Source organism: Nonomuraea sp. B208, from assembly GCF_057536035.1.
In genome coordinates, this window is record NZ_BAAJOU010000034.1 from 77,491 (window position 1) to 99,666 (window position 22,176).

The 22,176-nt window shown below is 72.4% G+C and carries 22 protein-coding genes; 9 read left to right on the forward strand and 13 right to left on the reverse strand.

All coding sequences use genetic code 11. The features are described 5' to 3' along the window. Positions 1-7: 7 nt before the first annotated feature. Complete coding sequence (locus AC27IY_RS47620; protein ID WP_449947621.1) at positions 8-811, reverse strand: SURF1 family cytochrome oxidase biogenesis protein; 804 nt, start codon at positions 809-811, stop codon at positions 8-10. Between the two features lie 52 nt (positions 812-863). Next, positions 864-1,331 (reverse strand): winged helix-turn-helix transcriptional regulator, encoded by a 468-nt coding sequence (locus AC27IY_RS47625; RefSeq protein WP_423451578.1) that lies wholly within the window; start codon positions 1,329-1,331, stop codon positions 864-866. Positions 1,332-1,390: 59 nt separating this feature from the next. Between AC27IY_RS47625 and AC27IY_RS47630 the strand changes: the two genes are divergently transcribed. The 3 genes from AC27IY_RS47630 (at position 1,391) to AC27IY_RS47640 (ending at position 3,526) form a co-directional block, all read left to right on the forward strand. Continuing rightward, positions 1,391-1,906 (forward strand): GNAT family N-acetyltransferase, encoded by a 516-nt coding sequence (locus AC27IY_RS47630; RefSeq protein WP_344208884.1) that lies wholly within the window; start codon positions 1,391-1,393, stop codon positions 1,904-1,906. Further along, entirely contained in the window at positions 1,903-2,499 is a 597-nt protein-coding gene (locus AC27IY_RS47635) for a TetR/AcrR family transcriptional regulator (protein WP_487181944.1), read from the forward strand. Before AC27IY_RS47630 ends, AC27IY_RS47635 begins: the two co-directional genes overlap by 4 nt. Positions 2,500-2,566: 67 nt before the next feature. Beyond that, the gene (locus AC27IY_RS47640; protein WP_423451577.1) at positions 2,567-3,526 is read left to right on the forward strand and encodes a 2-hydroxyacid dehydrogenase; all 960 of its coding nucleotides are present in this window, start codon (positions 2,567-2,569) and stop codon (positions 3,524-3,526) included. Positions 3,527-3,568: 42 nt separating this feature from the next. On the opposite strand, the gene AC27IY_RS47645 is transcribed toward AC27IY_RS47640, so the two are convergent. After that, complete coding sequence (locus AC27IY_RS47645; protein ID WP_344208878.1) at positions 3,569-3,871, reverse strand: hypothetical protein; 303 nt, start codon at positions 3,869-3,871, stop codon at positions 3,569-3,571. Positions 3,872-4,022: 151 nt separating this feature from the next. On the opposite strand from AC27IY_RS47645, the gene AC27IY_RS47650 reads away from it, so the two are divergent. Further along, positions 4,023-5,429 (forward strand): DUF7059 domain-containing protein, encoded by a 1,407-nt coding sequence (locus AC27IY_RS47650; RefSeq protein WP_423477876.1) that lies wholly within the window; start codon positions 4,023-4,025, stop codon positions 5,427-5,429. Positions 5,430-5,706: 277 nt separating this feature from the next. On the opposite strand, the gene AC27IY_RS47655 is transcribed toward AC27IY_RS47650, so the two are convergent. The 3 genes from AC27IY_RS47655 to AC27IY_RS47665 form a co-directional block, all read right to left on the reverse strand. Next, positions 5,707-8,739 (reverse strand): AfsR/SARP family transcriptional regulator, encoded by a 3,033-nt coding sequence (locus AC27IY_RS47655; RefSeq protein WP_423451574.1) that lies wholly within the window; start codon positions 8,737-8,739, stop codon positions 5,707-5,709. Between the two features lie 158 nt (positions 8,740-8,897). Then, on the reverse strand, positions 8,898-9,542 hold the full coding sequence (locus tag AC27IY_RS47660; protein ID WP_329587668.1) for a GNAT family N-acetyltransferase: 645 nt from the start codon (positions 9,540-9,542) through the stop codon (positions 8,898-8,900). A 181-nt stretch (positions 9,543-9,723) separates the two neighbouring features. Next, positions 9,724-10,959 carry a pyridoxal phosphate-dependent aminotransferase gene (locus AC27IY_RS47665; RefSeq protein WP_423477879.1) on the reverse strand — a complete coding sequence of 412 codons (1,236 nt, stop codon included), beginning with the start codon at positions 10,957-10,959 and terminating at the stop codon, positions 9,724-9,726. A gap of 79 nt (positions 10,960-11,038) precedes the next feature. Between AC27IY_RS47665 and AC27IY_RS47670 the strand changes: the two genes are divergently transcribed. From AC27IY_RS47670 to AC27IY_RS47680, 3 genes are read left to right on the forward strand one after another with little or no spacing between them, the layout of a single operon-like run. Beyond that, positions 11,039-12,040 carry a LysR family transcriptional regulator gene (locus AC27IY_RS47670; RefSeq protein WP_364457095.1) on the forward strand — a complete coding sequence of 334 codons (1,002 nt, stop codon included), beginning with the start codon at positions 11,039-11,041 and terminating at the stop codon, positions 12,038-12,040. An 18-nt stretch (positions 12,041-12,058) separates the two neighbouring features. Next, positions 12,059-12,730: a ribonuclease HII gene (locus tag AC27IY_RS47675; protein WP_344208869.1), complete on the forward strand. Its 672-nt coding sequence runs from the start codon at positions 12,059-12,061 to the stop codon at positions 12,728-12,730. 43 nt (positions 12,731-12,773) lie between these two features. Next, positions 12,774-13,820 (forward strand): LLM class flavin-dependent oxidoreductase, encoded by a 1,047-nt coding sequence (locus AC27IY_RS47680; RefSeq protein WP_449947608.1) that lies wholly within the window; start codon positions 12,774-12,776, stop codon positions 13,818-13,820. Here the strand turns inward: AC27IY_RS47680 and AC27IY_RS47685 are convergent. From AC27IY_RS47685 to AC27IY_RS47715, 7 genes are all read right to left on the reverse strand, one after another. After that, entirely contained in the window at positions 13,789-14,175 is a 387-nt protein-coding gene (locus tag AC27IY_RS47685) for an SCO5389 family protein (protein WP_423451571.1), read from the reverse strand. The genes AC27IY_RS47680 and AC27IY_RS47685 overlap by 32 nt on opposite strands. A gap of 90 nt (positions 14,176-14,265) precedes the next feature. After that, positions 14,266-15,195: an ATP-binding protein gene (locus AC27IY_RS47690; protein ID WP_364457087.1), complete on the reverse strand. Its 930-nt coding sequence runs from the start codon at positions 15,193-15,195 to the stop codon at positions 14,266-14,268. Between the two features lie 139 nt (positions 15,196-15,334). Beyond that, positions 15,335-15,721, reverse strand: coding sequence for an RrF2 family transcriptional regulator (locus tag AC27IY_RS47695; protein WP_423451570.1), 387 nt, complete (start codon positions 15,719-15,721; stop codon positions 15,335-15,337). Further along, entirely contained in the window at positions 15,721-16,578 is an 858-nt protein-coding gene (locus AC27IY_RS47700; RefSeq protein WP_423451569.1) for an ABC transporter permease, read from the reverse strand. Before AC27IY_RS47700 ends, AC27IY_RS47695 begins: the two co-directional genes overlap by 1 nt. Continuing rightward, positions 16,568-17,365, reverse strand: coding sequence for an ABC transporter ATP-binding protein (locus AC27IY_RS47705; protein ID WP_344208857.1), 798 nt, complete (start codon positions 17,363-17,365; stop codon positions 16,568-16,570). The genes AC27IY_RS47700 and AC27IY_RS47705 overlap by 11 nt, the downstream gene beginning before the upstream one ends. Before the next feature lie 6 nt (positions 17,366-17,371). Continuing rightward, positions 17,372-18,424, reverse strand: a complete 1,053-nt coding sequence (locus AC27IY_RS47710) for an ABC transporter substrate-binding protein (RefSeq protein ID WP_487181945.1) — start codon at positions 18,422-18,424, stop codon at positions 17,372-17,374. Between the two features lie 85 nt (positions 18,425-18,509). Next, the gene (locus AC27IY_RS47715) at positions 18,510-19,874 is read right to left on the reverse strand and encodes an LCP family glycopolymer transferase (RefSeq protein ID WP_487181946.1); all 1,365 of its coding nucleotides are present in this window, start codon (positions 19,872-19,874) and stop codon (positions 18,510-18,512) included. A 100-nt stretch (positions 19,875-19,974) separates the two neighbouring features. On the opposite strand from AC27IY_RS47715, the gene AC27IY_RS47720 reads away from it, so the two are divergent. Both AC27IY_RS47720 and AC27IY_RS47725 read left to right on the forward strand, forming a co-directional pair. Then, positions 19,975-20,700, forward strand: coding sequence for a class I SAM-dependent methyltransferase (locus AC27IY_RS47720; RefSeq protein ID WP_449947596.1), 726 nt, complete (start codon positions 19,975-19,977; stop codon positions 20,698-20,700). A gap of 31 nt (positions 20,701-20,731) precedes the next feature. Beyond that, positions 20,732-22,168 carry an MFS transporter gene (locus AC27IY_RS47725; RefSeq protein WP_344208849.1) on the forward strand — a complete coding sequence of 479 codons (1,437 nt, stop codon included), beginning with the start codon at positions 20,732-20,734 and terminating at the stop codon, positions 22,166-22,168. Positions 22,169-22,176 lie beyond the last annotated feature (8 nt).

Consider the following 22,176-nt stretch of genomic DNA (forward strand, 5'->3'; position numbering starts at 1 on the left):
CATCACCTTACGTCGAGGGGGTCCGCGCCTCCTCGGGCGCTGCGGGTATGCCCGACTGCTGCCCGTCACGCTGTTCGGCCAGTTCGCGGCGCAGCAGCAGCACCCAGCCGCCGATCGCCACGCCGATGAACAACCACCACTGGAAGGCGTAGGCCAGGTTGAGCCCGCCGCCCGCGCCCACGTCGGGCGCGGGGACCGGCTCGGGCGCCGGCTTTACCGCCGGCTCCTGGGAGATGAGCTCGACGTACCCGTCCACCAGCCGGTACGGGACCTGCCGCCCGATCGATCCCGCGTCGATCAGCAGCACCTGCCCGGCCGGCAGGCCGGAGACCGCGCGGATGCCGGACGACTTCTCGGTCTCGCTCTGGCGTAGCCGTCCGGTGACAGTTACCTGCCCGGTGGGCGGCGGCGGCACGGTCGGCGGGGTGTCGGCGGTCGCGCCGGCCGGGACCCAGCCCCGGTTGACCAGCACGCCCGTGCCGTCGGCGGTGACGAGCGGGGTCAGGACGTAGAAGCCGGGGCGGCCGTCCTGGGGCCGGCGGCGTACGACTAGGGCGTGCGCGGGGTCGTAGGAGCCGGCCACGGTCACCCGGCGGAACCGGTCGGCGGCCTCGACCCGCCCGCCGGGCGCGGCCAGCCGCTCCATCGGCACCGGGGGCGCCTCGATGTTGGCGGTGACCCGCTCGCTGTTGGCCGACCGCTCCTCGAAGCGCCCGTACTGCCACCGCCCGAGGAAGACGAAGGCGGGGATGGCGAGCAGCACCACCAGGGTGAGCCCGAGCCATCGGGGCGTCAGCAGGATCCGGTACACGCTCTCCAGGGTAGGCAGACCTGCCGGTGCCCTCGTACGCGCCTCGCCCTGATCAGGCGCTCCTGATCCGGGCGCCCGTGCCCAGCAGCGGGGTGACCTCGCGCGGCCCGGACACCTCGTGGCCGTCCGCGCAGCGGAAGTGCAGCTCGATGGGCGCGCCGCAGTCGCGGTGGGTGAGCAGCACGGGCGGGCCGTCGTCGTCCGCCAGGTAGCGGTCTCCCCAGTGCATGAGCGCGACCAGCAGCGGATAGAGGTCGCGGCCCTTGTCGGTGAGGCGGTATTCGTCGCGCTGCCGCTGGCCGGGCTCGCGGTAGGGCTCCTTGCGCAGCAGCCCCTCCTCCACCAGGCGGGCCAGGCGGGCGCTGAGGACCTGGCGGGGGGCGCCGGTGACGGCCTGCATGTCGGCGAAGCGCCGCACGCCGCTGAACGCCTCACGCAGCACCAGGAAGGTCCATTTCTCCCCGACGATGTCCAGGGTGCGCTCGATCGAGCAGTTGTCCACCCGGAAGGGAACGTTCATTTTTTCATTATATCTGAGTTCGATTGACAGACTCAGGTCTGACCGGGCAGGCTGAGTCCATGTTAGGAACTCAGATCCGCCCCGCCGGGCCCGACGACGAGGAACGGGTCCGCCGCTTCCTGTGCGGGCTGTCGCTGCACACGCAGACGCTGCGGTTCTTCACCGGCCAGCCGTCGCCGGCGGCGAGCCTCGTCCGCGCCCTGGTCGCGGTGAACGAGCGGCGTGACGTGCTCGTGGCCACCACGCCGGACGGCGAGATCGTCGGGCACGCGATGAGCTACCAGGGCGGCGTCGCCGACGTCGAGGTCGCGGTCGTCGTCACCGACGACTGGCAGGGCCGCGGGCTCGGTCCCTGCCTGGTCCGTACGCTCCTGCTCAGGGCCTTCGTCCGGGGCGCGCGGACCGTCGCCATGGACGTCATGGGGGAGAACCGGCGGGCGCTGCGGCTGATCCGCAGGGTGTGGCCGGACGCCCGGATGACGGTGTGCTCCGGGGCGGTCGAGGTGACCGCTATGATCGATCCGGCCGTCCTATTTGCGGAACAAGGTTCTGTTGCCACACCATTGACAGTGTGAAGAGTGTCAAGAACGGACGCGACGGCCGGACCCGCATCATCGAGGGCGCCCTCCGCCGCTTCAGCCAGGACGGGGTGTCGGCCACGACGCTGGCCAGCCTCCGCGAGGAGAGCGGCGTCAGCGTCGGCAGCTTCTACCACCACTTCGCCAGCAAAGAGCACGTCTTCGGCGTCCTCTACGCCGAGATCCTCGACGCCTACCAGGAAGCCTTCCTCGCCGAGCTCACCGAGCACGAGGAGGCGCGCGCCGGCATCGAGGCCGTCGTCGCCTTCCACATGCGCTGGGCCGGCGAGCATCCTGAGCGGGCCCGGCTGCTCATCAGCGAGCGGCCGCCGCGCAAGCAGGAGCCGGGCGGCGCGGAGGTCGCCGAGGCCCGGCGGGCGTTCTTCCGCAAGGTGTCCGACTGGTGGCGGCCGCACATGAAGAACGGCCTGCTCCAGCCCGTGCACCCCACCATGTGCTACGTCCTGTGGCTGGGTCCGGCGCAGGAGATGTGCCGGCTGTGGTTCGCGGGGGCGCACACGCCGACCGAGGAGGAGATCAAGGGGCTGGGCGAGGCGGCCTGGCACAGCCTCCGCCAGCCCGCCGGGTGACGCGCGTGTAGTCGCCTGCACGGGGAGCGATGATTTGAGCACGGTTCGTGGTGTTATCGTGCTGCTTGTGAGACGACCTCGGGCTCTGGTACTGCCCGTCTTGCCGGAGAGCGCGCTCGCCCGCCTGGCCGAGGTGGCCGAGCTGACCGAGGCTCCCGCACGCCCGGACCTCGGCTTCACCGACGAGCGGCTGGCCGATCTTGTCGTGGAGACCGGCGCCACCGTGCTCGTCACCGACGGGGACCAGGTGGGCGCCTCGGTCCTCGACCTCGATCTCGACGTCGTGGCCGTCATGGGCCCGCCGACGAGCGTCGATCTCGACCTCGCCGCCGAGCGCGGGGTGCCCGTCCTGCACGCCGGCGACCGCGACGCCGACGCGGTGGCCGAGCTGACGCTGGCGCTGATGTTCGCGGTCAGCAGGCACATCGTCACCGCCGACAGCGAGGTGCGCAGGGGCCGCGCCTACCGCGGCAAGGTGCCGCCCGCCCAGCGCCACCGCGGGCGCCGGCTCACCGGCCGTACGCTCGGCATCGTCGGGCTCGGCCGGGTCGGCGAGGCCATGCGCTGGCGGTGCGAGGGGCTCGGCATGCGGGTGATCGCCTGCGATCCCGGCGTCGCCGAGGCCACCCACACCTTCGCCGCACTGCTCGCCGAGTCCGACGTGATCTCGCTGCACCTGCCGCTGACCGCCGAGACGCGCGGCATGTTCGGCTACGCGGAGTTCGGCGCGATGCGGCCCGGCGCGATCTATCTCAACACCTCGCGCGGCGCGCTCCACGACCTGACGGCCCTGGTCGAGGCGCTGCGCCGGGGGCAGGTGGGCGGCGCCGGGCTCGACCACTTCGAGGGGGAGTGGCTGGATCCGTCGCATCCGCTGATCGGGCTGCCGAACGTGGTGCTGACGCCCCGGCTCGCCGAGGCCACCGGGGAGACGCGGGAGGAACTGGCCGAGGCGCTGGTCGCCGACATCGAGCGGGTGCTGCGCGGCGATACGCGGCCGGCCGTGCCGATCGCCCGCCCGGCCTGACCTCCCTCAGGCGGGCTGACTTCCGAGGAGGGCTGACCTCCTTCAGGCGGGCTGGCGCAGCCGGGTGTGGACCCGCCAGCTGGACCGCTCCAAGGAGATGTCCAGCCGCAGCTCGCCCCGCTGCCGGCGCAGCCCGGGCACCCGCACCCGGTCGTGCACGGCGAACCGCCCGCGGTGCGGATAGCCGAAGCCGAGCTCGCCCGGCAGCACCCGCAGGTCGTCGCGGTTGCCGCAGTGGGGGCACGTCCAGGACACCAGGTCGAGGCCGCGGTTGTAGTCGGAGCAGGCGTTGAAGTACTCGTCGGGCCCGAAGCGGGACTCGCAGGCCAAACAGGGGATCAGCATGAGACCCACTCCTAAGAGTCGTTCCTTGCCTCCATAGAGATACCCCGTCGCGCTTACCTGTGGCTTGCAGTTCACTTGGGTACTTGTGTAACAGTATGGGCACTGTCGGTGGCAGATCATGTGCGAGCGTCCACGGTGAAAGGATGGGTGGGTGGAACGACTGCGCCAACTCCTCCTCCGAACCGACTACACGATCGACGGCGTACGCGAACGGCTCGGCAGCATGGCCGCCTCGGCCCTGGCCCGCGAGGAGCTGGTGCCCGCCCTGCGGGCGACCGCCGGCGGCGACCCCCTGGCGACGCTGATCAGGCTGTGGTGGCTCGGGGTGCCCGTGCCCGCCGCGGCGCTCGGCCCGGAGGTCCTGGACTCGGGCCTGGTCGAGGAGGCCGGCGACGGCGAGGTGCGGGCGACGGTCCACCTGCAGCCCTGGGAGACCGGCGGCTACCTCGTCTCCGACCGCAAGGTGCGGCCGGGCGACCCGCCGCTGCGGCCCGACCACGTCGTGGGGGCCGGCGGGGCTTCGGCCAATTTGGCCCAGCTCGTCACCCGCCGCCCGGTGGGCAGCGCGCTCGACCTCGGCACCGGCTGCGGCGTCCAGGTGCTGCACCTGGCCGGGCGAGCCGAGCGCGTGGTCGCCACCGACCTCAACCCGCGCGCCCTGGAGCTGGCCCGGCTGAGCTGGGAGCTGTCCGGCGTCGAAGGCGTGGAGACGCGGGAGGGCTCTGCGTACGACCCGGTCGAGGGCGAGCGGTTCGACCTGGTCGTGAGCAATCCGCCGTTCGTCATCGCGCCCGTCGGCGAGGGGAAGCTGACCTACCGCGAGTCGGGCGAGGCCGGCGACGCCTTCTGCCGCGAGCTCGTCCGCCGCACGCCCGACCACCTCAACCCCGGCGGCCAGGCCCACTTCCTGGCCAACTGGCTGCACGTCGAGGGCGAGGACTGGCACGAGCGGGTGGGCGGCTGGCTGCGCGAGACCGGCTGCGACGGCTGGGTGGTGCAGCGCGACGTCCAGGACCCGGCCGAGTACGTCGAGCTGTGGCTGCGCGACGCCGCCCGGCAGGGCACCCCCCGCTACACCGAGCTCTACGACCGCTGGCTGTCGTGGTTCGACGAGCACAAGGTCGAGGGCATCGGCTTCGGCTGGATCACCATGCGCGCGTCCGGCACCCTCGACCCGGTCGTCCGCGTCGAGCACCTCGACCACCAGGTGGTGCTCCCGGTCGGCGACTACGTCGACGACGTGCTCGACTCGATCGCCGCCGCCCACCGGGCGGGCGATCTCGGCGCGGCCCGGCTGCGCACCGCCGTCGGCCTGCTCGACGAGCGCGTCGGCCTGCCCGGCGCGGAGGACCCGATCCGCATCGTGCTGCGCCAGACGCAGGGGCTGCGGCGCAGCAGGGAGGTCGGCACGGTGGAGGCCGCGCTGGCCGGGGTGTGCGACGGCGACCTCGCACTCGGCCCGCTGCTCAACGTGATCGCCGAGCTGGTCGGGGAGGGCGAGATGCCGGACGCCGACGCGATCCGGCCGCTCATCGCGGAGGGCTATTTCCTGCTTTGATCCGGCGTTGATCGGACGTCAACTCCCGGAGTGAAGACTGTGACCTACGACACGGACCTGGGGGGTTCGAGGGCCGTGTCGGGTCCGGCCGGTCGTTCGGCAGTGAGGCGGCTGGCCGTCGCGTGGAGCATCCGGATGACCGGGCCCCCTGGCGAAGCGCGGCGGTGAGGATGACCGGCCGGGCTGCTCATCAGCCGATCACGAGCGCCGATCGTGAATGCCGAGGACAGCCTTGATCAACCATGTGTGGATGACACGTCTGGACGACGAGCTGTACTCAGGTCTCGACGACGGCGCCGTGGGGCACGCCGTCCAGCAGGACCTTGAGATCGCCGGCCTCGGGGGCGCCGAGCCGGGAGAAGACGTCGTACGCCTGCCGGAGGCAGGCGAGGCTCCTGGAGAGGTCGCCGAGCCCGCGCAGGGCCTTGCCGAGCACGGTCAGCGACAGCGCCTCGCCGTAGGGGTGGCCGATGTCGCGGGAGACGACGAGGGCCTGCTCGGCGTGGCGGACGGCCTCCGGATAACGCTCGGCGGCGATGAACGTCTCCGCCAGGCGTGAGCACACCCGCTGCTCCCAAACCCGCTGTTTGCTGGCGCGGAAGAAGGCCAGGCACTCGGCGTGATGGTGGACGGCCTCGGTGAGGCGGCCCACGCGCGACAGCACGATGCCGAGGTGGTAGCGGGCGCGGGCGGTGCCGGCGCCGCTGCCCATCTCGGTGAAGATGGCCAGGCCCTTCTCGGCCGCCGCGATGGCGTCGTCGGGCCGGCCGAGGCCCAGGTGGTCGCGGGCGGAGTAGCTGAGCACCAGCGCCTCGCCGGCGGGCACGCCGTTCTCGCGATACCAGGTCATGGCCGCCTCGAACAGCGCCAGCGCCTCGGCGTGCCTGCGCTGCCTGCCGACGACCACGGCCAGGGCGTTGAGCACCTCGCCCGTGACGACCTTCTCGGCGCGTTCGGCCGACAGCTCGCGTACCCGCCTGAACTGCTCCTCGGCCTCGCGCAGCCGGTTGGCGGCGAACAGCACCCTGCCGAGCACGTAGCGGGAGCGCAATTCGCTGCCGGGGTCGCCGATCCGCAGCGCGGCGGCCAGCACGGCCCTAGTGCCCTGGTCGAACTCGCGGGTGTGGGTGCCGGACTCCAGCAGCGGCTCCATCGCCACCAGCAGGTCGCCGGCGGGCAGCAGCTGCTCGCCGGAGCGGGCGGAGGCGGCGGTCTGGCCGATGGCGGCGAACAGCGAGTCGCCCTCGGCGATCAGCCACGCCACGGCCTCGTCGACCGTGGTGAACGTACGGCCGGTGCCGACCACCACCAGGTTGTCGGCGATCGCGCTGCCCTCGTAGGCCAGCCGGTGCGCCGACTGGGCGGAGGCGAGGTAGAAGCCGAGCAGCCGGCCGAGCGCGAGGGCGAGCGTCTCGGGCCGCTCGGCCTTGTTCAGCTCGCGGCGGGCGAACAGCCTGAGCAGGTCGTGGTAGCGGTAGCGGCCGGGGCCGGGGGCCTCCAGGAGGCTGGCGTCCACCAGCGACTCCAGCAGCGCCTCGGTCTCGTACGCGGGCAGCGCCAGCACCGCCGCCGCGGCCTCCGAGGAGATGTCGGGCCCGCTGGGCAGCGACAGCAGCCGGAACGCGCGGGCCTGCTCGGGCGCGAGCTGGCCGTAGCCGAGCGCGAAGGTGGCCTCCACGGCCAGGTTGCCGACGCGCATCTCGTCGAGCCGGCGCTGCTCGTCGGCCAGGCGGGGCGCCAGCGAGGCGACCGTCCAGGACGGGCGGGCGGCCAGGCGGGCGGCCACGATGCGCACCGCGAGCGGCAGGAACCCGCAGGCGGCGACGACGTCCATGGCCGCGCCGTGCTCGGCCGCCACGCGCTCGGGTCCGGCCACGGCGGCGAACAGCGACAGGGCCTCGTCCGGCTCCATCACGTCGAGGTCCACGAGCCGGGCGGCGGGCAGGTCGGCCAGCTTGACCCGGCTGGTCACGATCGCGGCGCAGCCGGGGGAGCCGGGCAGCAGCGGGCTGACCTGCTCGGCGTCGCGGGCGTTGTCGAGCAGCACCAGGACGCGCCGCTCGGCGAGGAGCGAGCGGTAGAGCGCCGAGCGCTCGGCGAGGCCGTCGGGGATGACGTCGGGCGGGATGCCGAGGGCGCGCAGGAAGCCGCCGAGCGCGGACTCCGGCGCCGTGGCGCCGTCGCCGTAGCCGCGCAGGTCGGCGTAGAGCTGGCCGTCGGGGAAGACCTCCTCGACCTGGTGGGCGACGTGCACGGCGAGCGTGGTCTTGCCGACGCCGCCGATGCCGGAGATCGCCACCAGGGGCAGGCCCTCGGCGGAGGCGGTGGACAGCAGCGAGCGCAGCCGGGCGGCCTGCTCCTTGCGGCCGGTGAAGTCGGTGACCGCGGCGGGGAGCTGGGCGGGCCTCGGCAGCTCGGGGGCCGCGTACGGCTCCTCCTCGGCGGGCTGCTGAGGCTCCTCGACCGGCCACTCGGCGGCACTCCCGGCCCCGGCCGCGGGCTCCTCGGCGGGGGCCGGAGGCGGGGCGAGCGTGGGGTCGGCGGTGAGGATGCGCTGGTGGAGCGCGGTCAGCTCGGGACCGGGCTCGATGCCCAGCTCGTCGATCAGCGCCTCGCGGGTCTCGGTGAAGACGTTGAGCGCGTCGCCCTGCCGGCCGCACCGGTAGAGGGCCAGCATGAGCTGGGCGCGCAGCCGTTCGCGCAGCGGGTGGTCGGCGGTGAGCGCGATCAGCTCGGAGACGACCGCGGCGTGGTCGCCGAGCTCCAGGTCGACGTCCATGAGGGTCTCGACGACGCTGAGGCGGCGCTCGGCGAGGCGGTCGCGCTGGTGCTCGGCGTACGGGCCGACGGTGCCGGCCAGCGGCTCGCCCTCGAACAGGGCGAGCGCGGCGCGCAGGCGGTCGGCGGCCTCGCGCGGCCGGCCGGACCTGCGCGCGGTCTCGGCCTCGGCGATGCGGCGCTCGAATCGGGTCAGGTCGAGGGCGTCGTCGGGCAGCCGCAGCGCGTAGCCGCGGCCGATGGAGGTCAGCAGCTCGGGGCGGGAGCGGGCGACCCGGTCGGGTTCGAGCACGGTGCGGAGCCTGGAGACGTAGGTGCGCAGCGCGCCGAGGGCCCGCGGCGGCGCGTCCTCGCCCCACACGGCGTCGATCATCTCGTTGGGCGAGATCGCGCGGCCCTCGCGCAGCAGCAGCATCCCGAGGATGGACCGCTGAAGTGGGGTGCCCAGGTCGAGCTCCCGGCCGTCCCGCCACGCGCGGACAGGACCGAGCACGGCGAACCACAGGCCGCCTTCACCGCTCTGACCAGCCATGCCGTCTGTCTCCCAGCAAATGGAACGTTTTGTGACCAAATGATAGATCGAGGGACGATCGTCACCTAGATTCAGTACGCCTTCATGCAGAGCGACGGCGGGGCCGAAAAATACAGGCCCCGCCCATTTGTGTGGGCGGGGCCGAGGTGAACGGAGACTCAGGCTGCCTCGAACAGTCCCATCCGGCTGAGCAGACGCTCGCGGACGAGCGGCCATTCGGAGTTCAGGATCGAGTAGAACGCGGTATCTCGGACCGTGTTGTCGGCGCCTCGGCTGTCCGCTCGCCGCACACCGTCGAAGTGTGCGCCGAGGGCCTCGATGGCGGCCCGGGATTTGGTGTTGCGTACGTCTGCTTTGAGAGTGATGCGGTGGACGTCCCAGGTCTCGAAGGCGTGCGAGAGCATGAGGAACTTGCTCTCCCGGTTGACACCCGTGCCCTGGGCGCTCGCGCCCAGCCAGGTGTAACCGATGTCCGCCACGGACGGGATGTCGCCCACCGCGCCGCGCGTACCCGGAGGCCAGGGCATGGGGCCCTGCCAATACTCCAGGTGCATGAGACGGGTGGCACCGACCACGCGGTCGGTGTTCAGCCACCGGATGGCGAAGGGCAGCGTGCGGCCCTCCGCCTGCTCAGCCATGGCGGCCTCCACATAGGAGACCATCTCGTCCCGGCCGTCCGGGACCCGAGTGAAGGCGTACGTGGCACGGTCTTCACTCGCCGCGGCGACGAGGTCATCGACCACCGCGAGGCTGAGAGGCTCCAGGCGCACGAGGCGCCCGGACAAGGTGACAAGAGCGGGCATGTGCACATGATGAAGGGTGCACGGGGTGTGTGTGACCATGCCGCCAGGAAGATCTTTCCCGGGTTTCCACAAGTGGGCCGTTTTCGCAGGTCAGAGGCCCCTTTTGGGGGACGTTCAACCGGCTCTTGGGCAGAAATTCGCCTAACCGTGACATGGCGGCGAGCCGTCGGTCCGGCCCGGTTCACGCACGGCGGAGCGCGAGGCTCGCGAGGCCGCGGGAAAGATGGTCGAGACTGTCCGCGATCCAGGGCAGCAGAAGCGGTTCTTCGCTGGTCAGAGCGGTCATGCGTTGCTCGGGCGAGGCGCCGTAGAGCAGGCTGACGGCCACCCGTACGCGGGCCGCGGCCGGGTCGTCGCCGAAGGCGTGTCCCGGAAGCACGCCGATGCCGTGCTCCTCCAGCAGCACCTTGGTGAGCTCGGCCGAGCCGCCCACCCCGAGGTGGCCGAGATCGGGGTAGAGGTAGAAGCCGCCCTGCGGCTCCGGCACCCGCGCGCCGACGGCCGTGAAGCACGCGTGCACCGCCCGCGCGAGCGTGCCGTGCAGCCGGCGGCTGAGCGCCACCCGCTCCACCAGCTCCTCCGGCTCGCCGAAGGCGTAGGCCGCGGCCTCCTGGACGGGAGCGGCCGGCGCCGACCAGATCTCGCTCGCCACGGCCAGCAGCTTCCCGCGCAGCGCGTGCGCGCCCGTGGGGAGCCTGACCACCCCGATCCGCCAGCCGCCGAGCGCCAGGCTCTTGCTCAGCCCCGTCGTGATCACCGTGCGCTCGGGGGCGAGGTCGGCCGGCGAGGTGTACGGCAGCGCGGGATCGTGCACCAGGTCGCGGTAGATCTCGTCCGAGATGATCGTCAGGTCGAGCTCCCGCGCCACCTCCACGAGGCGGGCGACGCATCCCGGCGAGGCCAGCCGGCCGGTCGGGTTGTCCGGCAGCGTGACCAGCACGGAGCTGACGGTCCGGCCCGCGGCGCGGGCGGCGCGCACCTCGGCGGCCACGCGATCGGGATCGGGCACGCCGCCCTCTCCCGGCGGCGCCGGCACCAGGACGGGACGGGACCCGACGAGGTCGGCCTGCGCGGCGTAGCTGACCCAGCTTGGCATGGGCAGCACGATGTCGCCGCCGATCGCGAGCAGCAGGCCGTACAGCAGGGACTTGCTGCCCGGTCCGCAGACGACCAGTTCGGGGTCGGTGGGGAGCCCGCGCCGGTCCCAGTAGCCCGCCGCCGACTCCCGCAGCCCGGCCGCGCCGGCGACCGGCCCGTAGCCGTTGTGCTCGGAGGCGGCGGCCAGCCGGTCGCGCAGCGCCGGGTGGACGGGCAGCCCGGCCTCGCCGAAGGCCAGGTGGAGCACGCGTTCCCCGGCGCGCCGTCTTCGTTCGATGTCCTCGTTGGCCGCCAGAGTGGCGGACAGGGTAACCGTCATGGCTGTCACGTTCCCAGCGTGATTGGATGAAGGCATCACCACAAGCGAGGCTTTTCGTGGGTAGGCGTAAGGAAGTCTGATGCTCGAATTGCGGCGGTTGGTCCTGATTTGCGAGTTCGCTCGCCGGGGCAGCATCGCGGCCGCCGCCGCCGCGCTCGGCTACAGCCCTTCCGCCGTCTCGCAGCAGCTCCAGGCGCTCGAACGCGAGGCGGGCACCGCGCTCATCGACCGCACCGCGCGCAGCGCCGAGCTCACCGACGCGGGCCGCCGGCTGGTCCTCCACGCCGAGCGCATCCTGTCCATGGTCGAGGAGGCCGAGTCCGACCTGTCGGCGCACGCCGGCACCCCGTCCGGGCGGGTCGTGGTGACCGCGTTCCCCACGGCGGCGGTGGCCTTCGCGCCCGCGCTGGCCCGCTCGCTGCGCCGGCACACCGGCCTGACCCTGCGGCTCGGCCAGGCCCGCTCCGGGCGCGGCATGCGCGAGGTGCGTTCCGGCGAGGTGGACATCGCGCTCGTGGACGACTGGTACGGCCGGGTCCACGACAGCGACAGCCTGCGCGTCTTCCCGCTGCTGCGCGACCCGCTGGTCCTGGTGGTGCCGCGCAAGCACCGCCTGGCCGACCCTGACGTGCCGCTCGACCTGCGGGAGCTGCGCGACGAGCCGTGGATGGCGACGCCCGACGGCGAGCCGTCGCGGCTGGCGGTGGACCGGCTGCTGGTGGACGTGGGCGGCATCCGGCCGACGCCGTGGGAGTTCGAGGGGCTGACCACGATCCTGTCGCTGGTCGCCAAGGGCATCGGCATCGCCGCCGTGCCGGCGCTCGCGCTCGCGGGGGGCGTGCGCGGCCTCGCCGTACGGCCGATCCCCGGCAACCCCGTCGGCCGCGACGTGCACGCGGTGGCCCGGGGCTCCAGCGTGCACCGGCCGTCGGTGTCGGTGACGTTGCGGGCGATCCACGTGGCCGCCCGCTACATCGCGGCCGACCTGGAGCCGGTGCGGGCGGCCGAGCGGCCGAAGCCCGGTGACGCGCCCGCGGGCGGCCTCCTCGACAGCCATCTCGGCAGTCCGCTCGGGGAATGAGCGGTAGCGTCTGCTGCCATGGCGCCGACGTACGACATCGAGCAGCTCCTGCTCGCCCAGCCGAGCGTCCGCACGGTCGCGGGCGTGGACGAGGTGGGCCGGGGCGCGTGGGCGGGCCCGGTCACGGTCTGCGCGGTCGTCACCGACCTGTCCGAGCCCCCGGCGGGGCTGACCGACTCCAAGCAGCTCACCCCGGCCCGGCGCGGGCCGCTCGCCGCCGAGCTGGCCGCCTGGGCGGCCGGGGTCGGCTTCGGTGAGGCCACGCACGAGGAGATCGACACGCTCGGCATGACCGAGGCGTTGCGCCGGGCCGCCCGCCGCGCCCTGGAGGCGCTGCCGGTCCGCCCCGACGCGGTGATCCTCGACGGCAAGCACGACTACATCGGCGCTCCCTGGCCGGTGCGGCTGGAGGTGAAGGGCGACGCGGCCAGCGTGTCGGTGGCGGCGGCGTCGGTGCTGGCCAAGGTGCGGCGCGACGCCCACATGGCGACGCTCGGCTGCGACGACTACGGCTTCGCCGACAACGCCGGCTACCCCTCGCCGCTGCACCAGGAGGCGCTGGCCCGCCTCGGCCCCACCCCGCACCACCGGCTGTCCTGGTCCTACCTGGACGACCTGCCGCGCTGGCGGCACCTCAAGCGGCATCGCGACCCGCTGGCCGGCGAGGGCCAGGCCGCGCTCTTCGGCTGATCGGGGCTGGGCCCGCTCCGGCCGATCGGTCATCATCGGGGACGTGCGCACAGGCATCTTCGTCGTCGCCGCGCAGTTCCCCGGCCGGGAGGCCGGGCAGGTGCTGGCCGACGCGGTCGAGCTGGTCGTGGCGGCCGAGGAGGCGGGCTTCGACGACGCCTGGGTGGCCGAGCACCACTTCATGTCGTACGGCGTCTGCCCGTCGGCGACCACTCTGATGGCCGTCGCCGCCGGCCGCACCACGCGCATCGGGCTCGGCACGGCGGTGAGCGTGCTGTCCACGCAGCACCCGGTGGCGCTGGCCGAGCAGGCCGCGATGCTGCACCACCTGTCCGGCGGGCGCTTCACGCTGGGCGTGGGCCGGGGCGGGCCCTGGGTGGACCTGGAGGTGTTCGGCACCGGGCTGGAGCGCTACGAGCGCGGCTTCGCCGAGTCGCTCGACCTGCTGCTCGCCGCGCTGTCGGCCGAGCGGGTGGCCGCCGACGGGGAGTTCTTCCGCTTCCGGGAGGTGCGTACGGTGCCGCGCGCCCCTCTCCGACCGCTGGTCGCCTGCACGTCACCGGCGACCGTGGCGCTGGCCGCCGCGCGCGGCCTGCCGATGCTGCTCGGCCTGCACGTCGGCGACGAGGAGAAGGCCGCCGCGGTCGCCGCGTACGAGAAGCGGGCTCCCGGGGTCGCCGTCCGGCACGTGGCGGCGGCCGTCGGGCACGTCGCCGACTCCACCGCGCGGGCGGTGCGCGAGCTCAAAGAGTCGATGCCCCGCTGGCTCGGCCCCGGCCTCGCGGGCTACCGGCCGGTGGACGGCCGGCCGCGCCCGTCGCGGGACGTCGGCGCGTACGTGGACCTGCTCACCCGCATCCACCCGGTGGGCTCGCCCGAGCACTGCGCCGAGTCGATCCTGCGCACCGCGGACCGCACCGGGATCGAGCACGTCATCCTGCTGGTGGAGGGCATCGGCGAGCACCGGAGGACGCTGGAGAACGTGCGGAGGTTCGGGGCCGAGGTGCTGCCGCTGCTGCGTGGCGAGCCGGGCGGACCCGGCTCGCCGGCCGGCGGCCTCAGCAGTCCACCAGCTCCGGTTTCTGGTTGAGGATCTGTGCCCTCGGGGTGACGAACTCGGCCAGGGCCCCCGTGGCCGCGGGGTCGAAGACGGCGACCCGGTGGCAGTTCTGGAAGGCCAGCCGCACCCCGAAGTGACGCTCCAGCGCGCCGCGCATGGAGTCGCTCGCCAGACAGCGCAGGAGCTGGCCGCGGGCCTCCTCGGACGGCGGCGGCACCTGGTTGTCGGCGAACTCGGCGCCGCTGTGCTCGCGCTGCTTGACCAGCTCGCTGATCAGCGACCACGCGTAGGGCAGGGAGTCGCGTACGCACGCGACGAAGGCCGCGTCGTCGATCTCACCGGTCCTGGCCTGGTCGAGCAGGTCGTTCGGAACGGTCAGCGACATGCTGATTTCTCCTCTCGAATGGGTCATCAATGACGCTAGGTTGAAAAACGGTGACTCTCCAGATGCCTGGCGGGCACAGGTTCATGGTCGTCACGGGCCATAGACGAAGTCGGGATCGACCTGCTCGGCGAGGTCGCGCCCGAGCCGCTCGTCGGCCCACGCCCGCGCGTTGCGCAGGTGGAACTCGACGGTCTGGCGGCCGAAGCGCGCCCAGTCCTTCTCGCGCTCGTCCACGCTCTTGCGCAGCAGGCTGAGCGCGTCGGCGTTGGCCGGCTCCAGGTCGTCGAGGGCGAAGTGGCGGCCCTGCTCCATCGCGCGGACGGCGGGGGAGTGCTCCATCCAGCCGAGCAGGTCGTCGCCCGCGTGCGCGCGCAGGAACTCGACGTCCTCGGGGCCGTGGACCTTGTTGCCGACGACCGCGACGGCCACGTCGTACGCGGCCGCGTGCTCCAGGTATTGGCGGTAGACGCTCACGCCCTGACGGGTGGGCTCGGCGACGAGGAAGGTCAGGTCGAAGCGGGTGAACAGGCCCGAGGCGAAGGAGTCGGCGCCGGCGGTCATGTCGACGACGACGTACTCGCCGGGGCCGTCGACCAGGTGGTTGAGCAGCAGCTCCACCGCGCCGATCTTGGAGTGGTAGCAGGCCACGCCGAGGTCGTCGGCGTTGAACGCGCCGGCCGCGAGCAGCCGGACGCCGTCGGGGGTGGTGAGCCCGTAGGGGTCGGCGGCGAGGTCGTCGAAGCTCAGCAGGCGGGAGCCGCGGCCCGGCGGCGTGGTCTTGATCATCTCGGCGGCCGACGGGATGCGCGGGTTGTCGCCGCGCAGGCGCTCCTTGATCTCGGTCAGGTGCTCGCCGAGCGGCTCGGGCTGGCGGTCGAGGCCGAGGACGAGGGCCAGGTGCTGGTTGATGTCGGCGTCGATGGCGACCACCGGCGCGCCCTGCTGGGCCAGGTGCCTGGCGAACAGCGCCGACATCGTCGTCTTGCCGCTGCCGCCCTTGCCGACGAAGGCCACTCTCACGGGGACTCCAGGTGAGGATGAAAATCGTTGTCATTCCGTCGGCAGCATCATGCCACACCTGAACCCCGTGAGCGGGGAATTCGCCGGAGAGGCGCGTCAGCGACCGGCGGCCACGAGCGTCAGCGACCGGCCACGAGCGTCAGCGCTCGGCCACGATCTGCGCGAAGGTGGTCTCGGCGAGCAGCCGGTCCTCGTGCTCGCGCAGCGCCGCCCACACGGCCGCCAGCGGCCCGGCCGCCCCGGGATAGCCCCCGTGCCCCTGGAACTCCGGCCGCCCCTCGATCACCACGATGACGTCGGCCAGCGTGATCTCCTCCGCCGGCCGGGCCAGCCAGTAGCCGCCCTCGGGCCCCCGCATGCTGTGGATGAGCCCGGCCCGCCGCAGCTGGAGCAGGATGTTGTCGAGGAAGCGGCGGGGGATCTGCTGCGCCGCGGCGATGCGCTCGGCCGGCACCGGGCCGGGAGGCGCGGCGGCCAGCTCGCTGACCGCCCGCAGCGCGTAGTCGGTTCTCGCGGAGAGCCGCATCACCTTTGGTCGAGGCCCCAGCGGCGGCGCAGTGCCCCGTCGGCCGCCTCGAAGAGCAGGTCGATGACGATGCCGATGGACAGGATGACGATCATCGTGCCGATCAGGCCGGGCGAGTCGGACACCTCGCGGGCGTAGGCGAGCTGCTCGCCCAGTGAGGACTGGTAAGCGATGATCACCATCAGCTCGCCCGCCATCAGCGAGCGCCAGGCGAAGGCCCACCCCTGCTTCAGCCCCGCGAGGAACGACGGCAGCGACGCGGGCAGGATGACGTGCCGGTAGAGGCTGAGCCGCCGGAACCCGAGCACGTGCCCGGCCCGCAGCAGCAACGGCGGCGTGTAGTCCACGCCGGTGATCAGCCCGTTGGCGATGGACGGGGCCGCCCCCAGGATCACCACGAACGTGATCGCGCTCTCCGTCAGCCCGAACAGCAGGATCGCGAACGGGAACCAGGCGATCGACGGCATCGTCTGCAGCCCGGTGATGAGCGCGCCGAACGCCGCCCGCAGCACCTTCACCCGCGACACCGCCGCCCCGATCACCAGGCCGACCAGCACCGCCAGCGCGAACCCGGTGAACGCCCGCCGCATGGTGGTGGCGACGGCCCGGTAGAAGTCGGCCTCGCCGAAGCGCTCCCACATGGACTGGAAGGTCTCGACCGGGCCGGCGAAGACGTACTCGGGCCAGCGCCCGCTCATCACGACGAGCTGCCAGGCCACCAGCACCAGCGCCACGGCGGTGAGCATCGGCCACAGGCGCGCCCACAGCCGGGCGGCGAGCCCGGCCCGCCGCTCGCCGCCCAGCTCCAGGGCGTCGAGCCCGGCGATCCGCCGGGCGTGCTGCGTGTCAACGGCCATGCCGGGCGACCTCTTCCTTCAGCCGGTCGGTGATCGTCGCGGCGAGCGTGGCGACCTCGGCGGAGTCGGTGCGGCGGGGCCGCTCCAGCTCGACGGGGAACTCCTCCGCCACCCGGCCGGGCCGGCTGCTCAGCAGCACGACCCGGTCGCCGAGCCGGACGGCCTCGCGGACGTTGTGGGTGACGAACAGCACCGACAGTGACCGCTCCCGCCAGATCCGCTCCAGCTCGTCGTGGAGCAGGTCGCGGGTCATGGCGTCGAGCGCGCCGAACGGCTCGTCCATGAGCAGCACCGCCGAGCCCTCCGAGGAGGACGAGGACTGCGCGAGCGCGCGGGCGAGCGCCACGCGCTGGCGCATGCCGCCCGACAGCTCGTGCGGGCGCTTGCGGCCGAAGCCGCCGAGGTGCACCAGCTCCAGGAACTCCGCGGCCCTCGCCTTGCGCTCGGCCTTGCCCACGCCGTCGGCGCGGAAGGCCAGCTCGACGTTGGCCGCGACGGTCAGCCACGGGAACAGCGCCGGGTCCTGGAACATCATCGCGACCTTGTGGCCGTTCGTGGAGATCTGCCCGGCGCTCGGCCGGTCGAGCCCGGCGACCAGCGACAGCAGCGTGCTCTTGCCGCAGCCGGAGGCGCCGAGGATGCAGACGAACTCGCCGGGACGCACGTCGAGGGACACCTGGTCGAGCGCGAGCAGGGCGTTCCTGCCGTGGCCGTAGGTCTTGGAGACGGACTCCAGGCGGACGGCCGCGTCCGTGCCGGGGCCGGCGCCGAGCTGGGCGGTGCTCATCTCACCTCACTTGTCCGCGACGGCCGACTGGCCGGCCGCCGCCAGGATCTCGTTGAGCGGGCTCAGGTCGTAGATGCCATTGAGGTCCACCGGTTCGAGCAGCCCGACCTCCTCGGCGTGCTTGGCGCTGAGCGTGAGCGAGGAGGCGATCGGGTCGTTGGTGAAGGTGATGTTCTTGAAGGCGCTCTTCAGCACCTCGGGCTTGAGCGGCTTCTGGGTGAGCTTCTCGATGGCGGCGTTGGCGGTCTGGGCCGCGCCGTCGGGGTCGTCGGCGATGAGCTTGTTGGCCTCGACGTGCGCCTGGAGCAGCTTCTTGACCAGGTCGGGGTGCTGCTTGGCCCACTCCTGCCTGACGATCAGGTGGGTGATCACGAACTCCTTGTTCGGCCAGAGGTCGCGCTCGTCCAGCAGGATCTTGCCGCCGCTCTCCAGGACCAGGCGGCTGGCGAACGGCTCGGGCACCCACGCGCCGTCGATGTCGCCGGTGGCGAAGGTCTGGAGGGTCTGGGAGTTCTCCTGCGGCACGATGTGGACCTCGCCGCCGCCCTTGGTGTCGGTCTTGATCCCCTTGCTGGTGAGCCAGTAGCGCAGCGCCACGTCCTGGGTGTTGCCGAGCTGCGGGGTGGCGATCTTCTTGCCCTTGAGGTCCTCGACGCTGTCGATGCCCGGCTTGACGACGAGGAAGACGCCGCCGGACGCGGCGCCGGCGATGATCTTGATGGCCTGGCCCTTGGACTTCTGCCAGGCGTTGATCGCCGGGTTCGGGCCGATGTAGGTGGCGTCGATCGCGCCGGAGAACAGCGCCTCGATCGCGGCGGGGCCGGCGTTGAACGTGCTGGTCTTGACCGGGACGCCCAGGTCCTTGGCGTAGAGGCCCTTCTCGACGCCCACCAGCGCGGTGGCGTGGGTGATGTTCGGGAAGAAGCCGAGGCGCACCTCGGTGGCGGCGGCCCCGCTGCCGCCGCTGTCGCCGGCGCCCGCGGTGTCGCTCCCGCACGCGGCCGTCGTCCCGGCGAGTGCGATCAGCGCCAGTGCGGCCAGCACCCTGCGAGCGTTCATGCCCAGCCCTCTATTCCTACTTAATAAGTCGGCTATGCGAGTATCAAAAGGCATAGTTCCCTATACGTCAAGTAGGAATATGGGACTACTGGCAGACGGCGTCGAGGTTGATCGCGTCCTCGGGGCTGCGCCGGGGCGTGGACGCCTGGTCCGACCTGGGCCAACGCGGCTCGTCCAGGGCCTCGGACACCTTGTGGCGGATCAGCGACCAGTCCGGATAGACCGTGCTGATGAGCGGCGGGACGAAGCTGAGGCTGTGGATCTTGTGGTCCTTGACCTTCTGGGACAGCTCGATGACGGCCGGCAGCAGGTCCTGCGGCAGGTCGGTGGAGATCGCCCGCTTGGTGGCCGCCGCCAGGCGCTCGAAGCTGTTGAGCACGGTCAGCGGGTCGGCCTGCTTGGCCACCGCGTTGAGCAGGCACTTCTGGCGGCCCATGCGGACGTAGTCGTCGCTGTCGGTGCGCGAGCGGCCGAACCACAGGGCCTGCTGGCCGGTCAGCCTGCGGGTGCCGGCGGGCAGCAGGCCCTCGCGGTAGCGGCCGTACACGATGGGCTCCTTGACCGTGACCTCGACGCCGCCCATGGCGTCGATGATCTCGGCGAAGCCCGCCATGTCCACCATCGCGTAGTAGGGCACCTGGAGGCCGAGGATGCCGCCGACGGTCTCCTTCATCAGGGCCGGGCCGCGCCGGCCGCGCCCGACGCCGGGCACCATCTCGGGGTGGTCCTCGGCGTACTGGAAGATCTCGTTGAGCAGGCCGGGCGTCTCGGGGTCGGTGCCGCTGAAACCGTAGGGGAAGCGGTCGCGCGCCGGGCCCTTGGGCAGCGGCACCCGCTGGAGGTTGCGCGGCAGGCCGAGCAGCGTGGCCGCGCCGGTCCGGGTGTCCACGCTGGCCACGGTCACGCTGTCGGTACGCACCCCGGGCCGCCCAGGGGCGGCGTCCGCGCCGAGCAGCAGGAAGTTGACCCGCTGGGCGCCGTTCCACGGGTCCTGCGACATGACCGGGGAGCTGCCCGCGGCCGGGAACAGGCTGTCCATGACGTCGCGCGAGACGTGGGCGAGGCGGGTGGCGTAGACGGCCGGCCCGAGCACGAGCGCGCAGAGCGCGATGGTCAGCGACGTGGTGAGCAACCGGCCGACGAGGTCCCCGCGCGGCGGACGGACCAGGACGAACGACCAGACGATCACGAGCGTCCAGGCCAGCGCGAGCACCACCAGCCCGACGGTGAGCCAGGTCAGCCAGCGGGGCTGGACGGCCAGCGAGAGCAGGCGGGTGCTGAAGCCGGTGAACAGGACGAGGATCGCGGCCAGTGTGAGAACGTGCGCCGCCATGAGCGCGAACCCGGCTCTGCGCCGCTCGGCGGCCAGGTGCGCGACTCCCCACAACATGGCCGAGGCCAGCGTCAACGCGATGCTGGCGCCGAGGCCGAATCCCCGCTGTTTATCCATCCCGGCCACCCTAGGAAGGGGATGTGCGTGATTGCCGGTGCGAAAGGGAAGGGTCCCGTCAAGTCATCGCCAATTCCGCATCTTGCGATATAACGTGAGTGTGAGCAAGCGACACGGCAGTTATGGCATCGACGCGCCGTGGGCCCTGACCGGGTTGCTCCTCGGAGCGATCGTGCTGGTGGCTCTCGCGGCGGTCTCGTACGCCCTCGACATCCTCCTCGCGGGGCTCGCCTTCCTCCTCGGCGGGCTCTACACGCTGGCCAGCGCGGCCAGCTACCTCTACACCACCCGGCGCGGCAAGTTCGCGGTCTGGGCCGAGGAGCTGCGCCGGCTGAAGGGCGACGAGCGCCTGCTCGACCTCGGCTGCGGTCGCGGCGCGGTGCTGCTCATGGCCGCCGAGCGGCTGCCCGCGGGCCGGGCCACCGGCGTCGACCTGTGGCGCTCGGCGGACCAGTCGGGCAACGCCGAGGCGCGCACCCGCGCCAACGCCGAGGCCGAAGGCGTCTCCGACCGCGTCGAACTGGTCACCGGCGACCTGCGCGACCTGCCCTTCGGCGACGGGGCGTTCGACGTGGTCGTCTCCAGCCAGGCGGTGCACAACATCCCGGACGCCGAGGGGCGGGCGCGGGCGGTGCGGGAGGCGTACCGGGTGCTGCGGCCCGGCGGGCTGCTGCTGCTCGCCGACTTCCAGCACACGCCCGCGTACGAGGAGGCCCTGCGCGACCTCGGCGTCGTGGACGTCCGCCGGCGCGACGCCGGGTGGCGGTTCTGGTACGGCGGACCGTGGTTCGGCACCGGCATCGTGGAGGCCAGGAAGCCCGTCTAGAACGTTGTTTCGCGGGTAACGAGATGCCCTTATGAGCGACGTGGAGGTCGGCACCGTCACCACCAAGGTGCCCGCCAGACTGGACCGCCTCCCCTGGTCCCGCTGGCACTGGATGATCGTCATAGGGCTCGGCACCGTCTGGATCCTCGACGGGCTCGAAGTCACCATCGTCGGAAACCTGTCGGCCCAGCTCGCGAAGCCGGGCAGCGGCATCGACATCACGCAGGCCCAGGTCGCGGGCACGGCCGCCGCGCTCTACGTCGCGGGGGCCTGCTCGGGTGCGCTGTTCTTCGGCTGGCTGACCGACAAGTTCGGCCGCAAGAAGCTGTTCCTCATCACGCTGCTGGTCTACCTGGCGGCGACGCTGATGACGGCGTTCTCGTTCAACGCCTGGTGGTTCTTCCTGTTCCGGTTCATGACGGGTTTCGGCATCGGCGGCGAGTACGCGGCCATCAACTCGGCCATCGACGAGCTGATCCCGAGCAGGCACCGGGGCCGCATCGACATCATCATCAACGGCAGCTACTGGCTCGGCGCGGCGGGCGGCGCGCTGCTGACCGTGCCGCTGCTCAACGACCTGCCGGTCAACATCGGCTGGCGGGTGGCGTTCGGCCTCGGCGTGGTGCTCGGCCTCGCCATCCTGCTGGTGCGCCGGCACGTCCCCGAGAGCCCGCGCTGGCTGTTCATCCACGGGCGCGGCCAGGAGGCGGAGGAGATCGTCGACGACGTCGAGCGGCAGATCGGCGGCGACCTGCCGGAGCCCTCCCGGTCGATGACCATCCACCAGCGCAAGTCGATCGGCTTCGTCCGGATCGCGCACACGATGGTCGCGCTCTACCCCAAGCGCACCGTGCTCGGCCTGTCGCTCTTCATCGGCCAGGCGTTCCTCTACAACGCGATCACCTTCGGGTACGCGCAGATCCTGTCCACCTTCTACGGCATCGAGACGCACACCGGCTACTACTTCGCGGTCATCGCGGTGGGCAACTTCCTCGGCCCGCTGCTGCTCGGCCACCTCTTCGACACCGTCGGGCGGGTGCCGATGATCTCGGCCACCTACATCGGCTCGGGAGTGCTGCTGCTCGGCACCGCCTGGCTGTTCAACCAGGGCGCGCTGAGCGCGGTGACGCTGACCGCGTGCTGGTGCGCGGTGCTGTTCGTGGCCTCGGCCGGGGCCAGCTCGGCCTATCTGACCGTGAGCGAGATCTTCCCGATGGAGACCAGGGCCATGGCCATCGCGTTCTTCTTCGCGATCGGCACCGCGGCGGGCGGCATCGCGGGCCCGCTGGTCTTCTCCTCGCTCGTGGAGAGCGGCGTGCCGGGCGACACGGCGCTCGCGTTCGTCATCGGCGCGCTCGTGATGATCGCCGGGGGTCTGGTGGAGCTGTTCCTCGGGGTCAAGGCCGAACGCAAGGGCCTGGAGGACATCGCGGCCCCGCTCTCGGCCGCCGGGACCCAGTCCGCGTGACCGCTCGG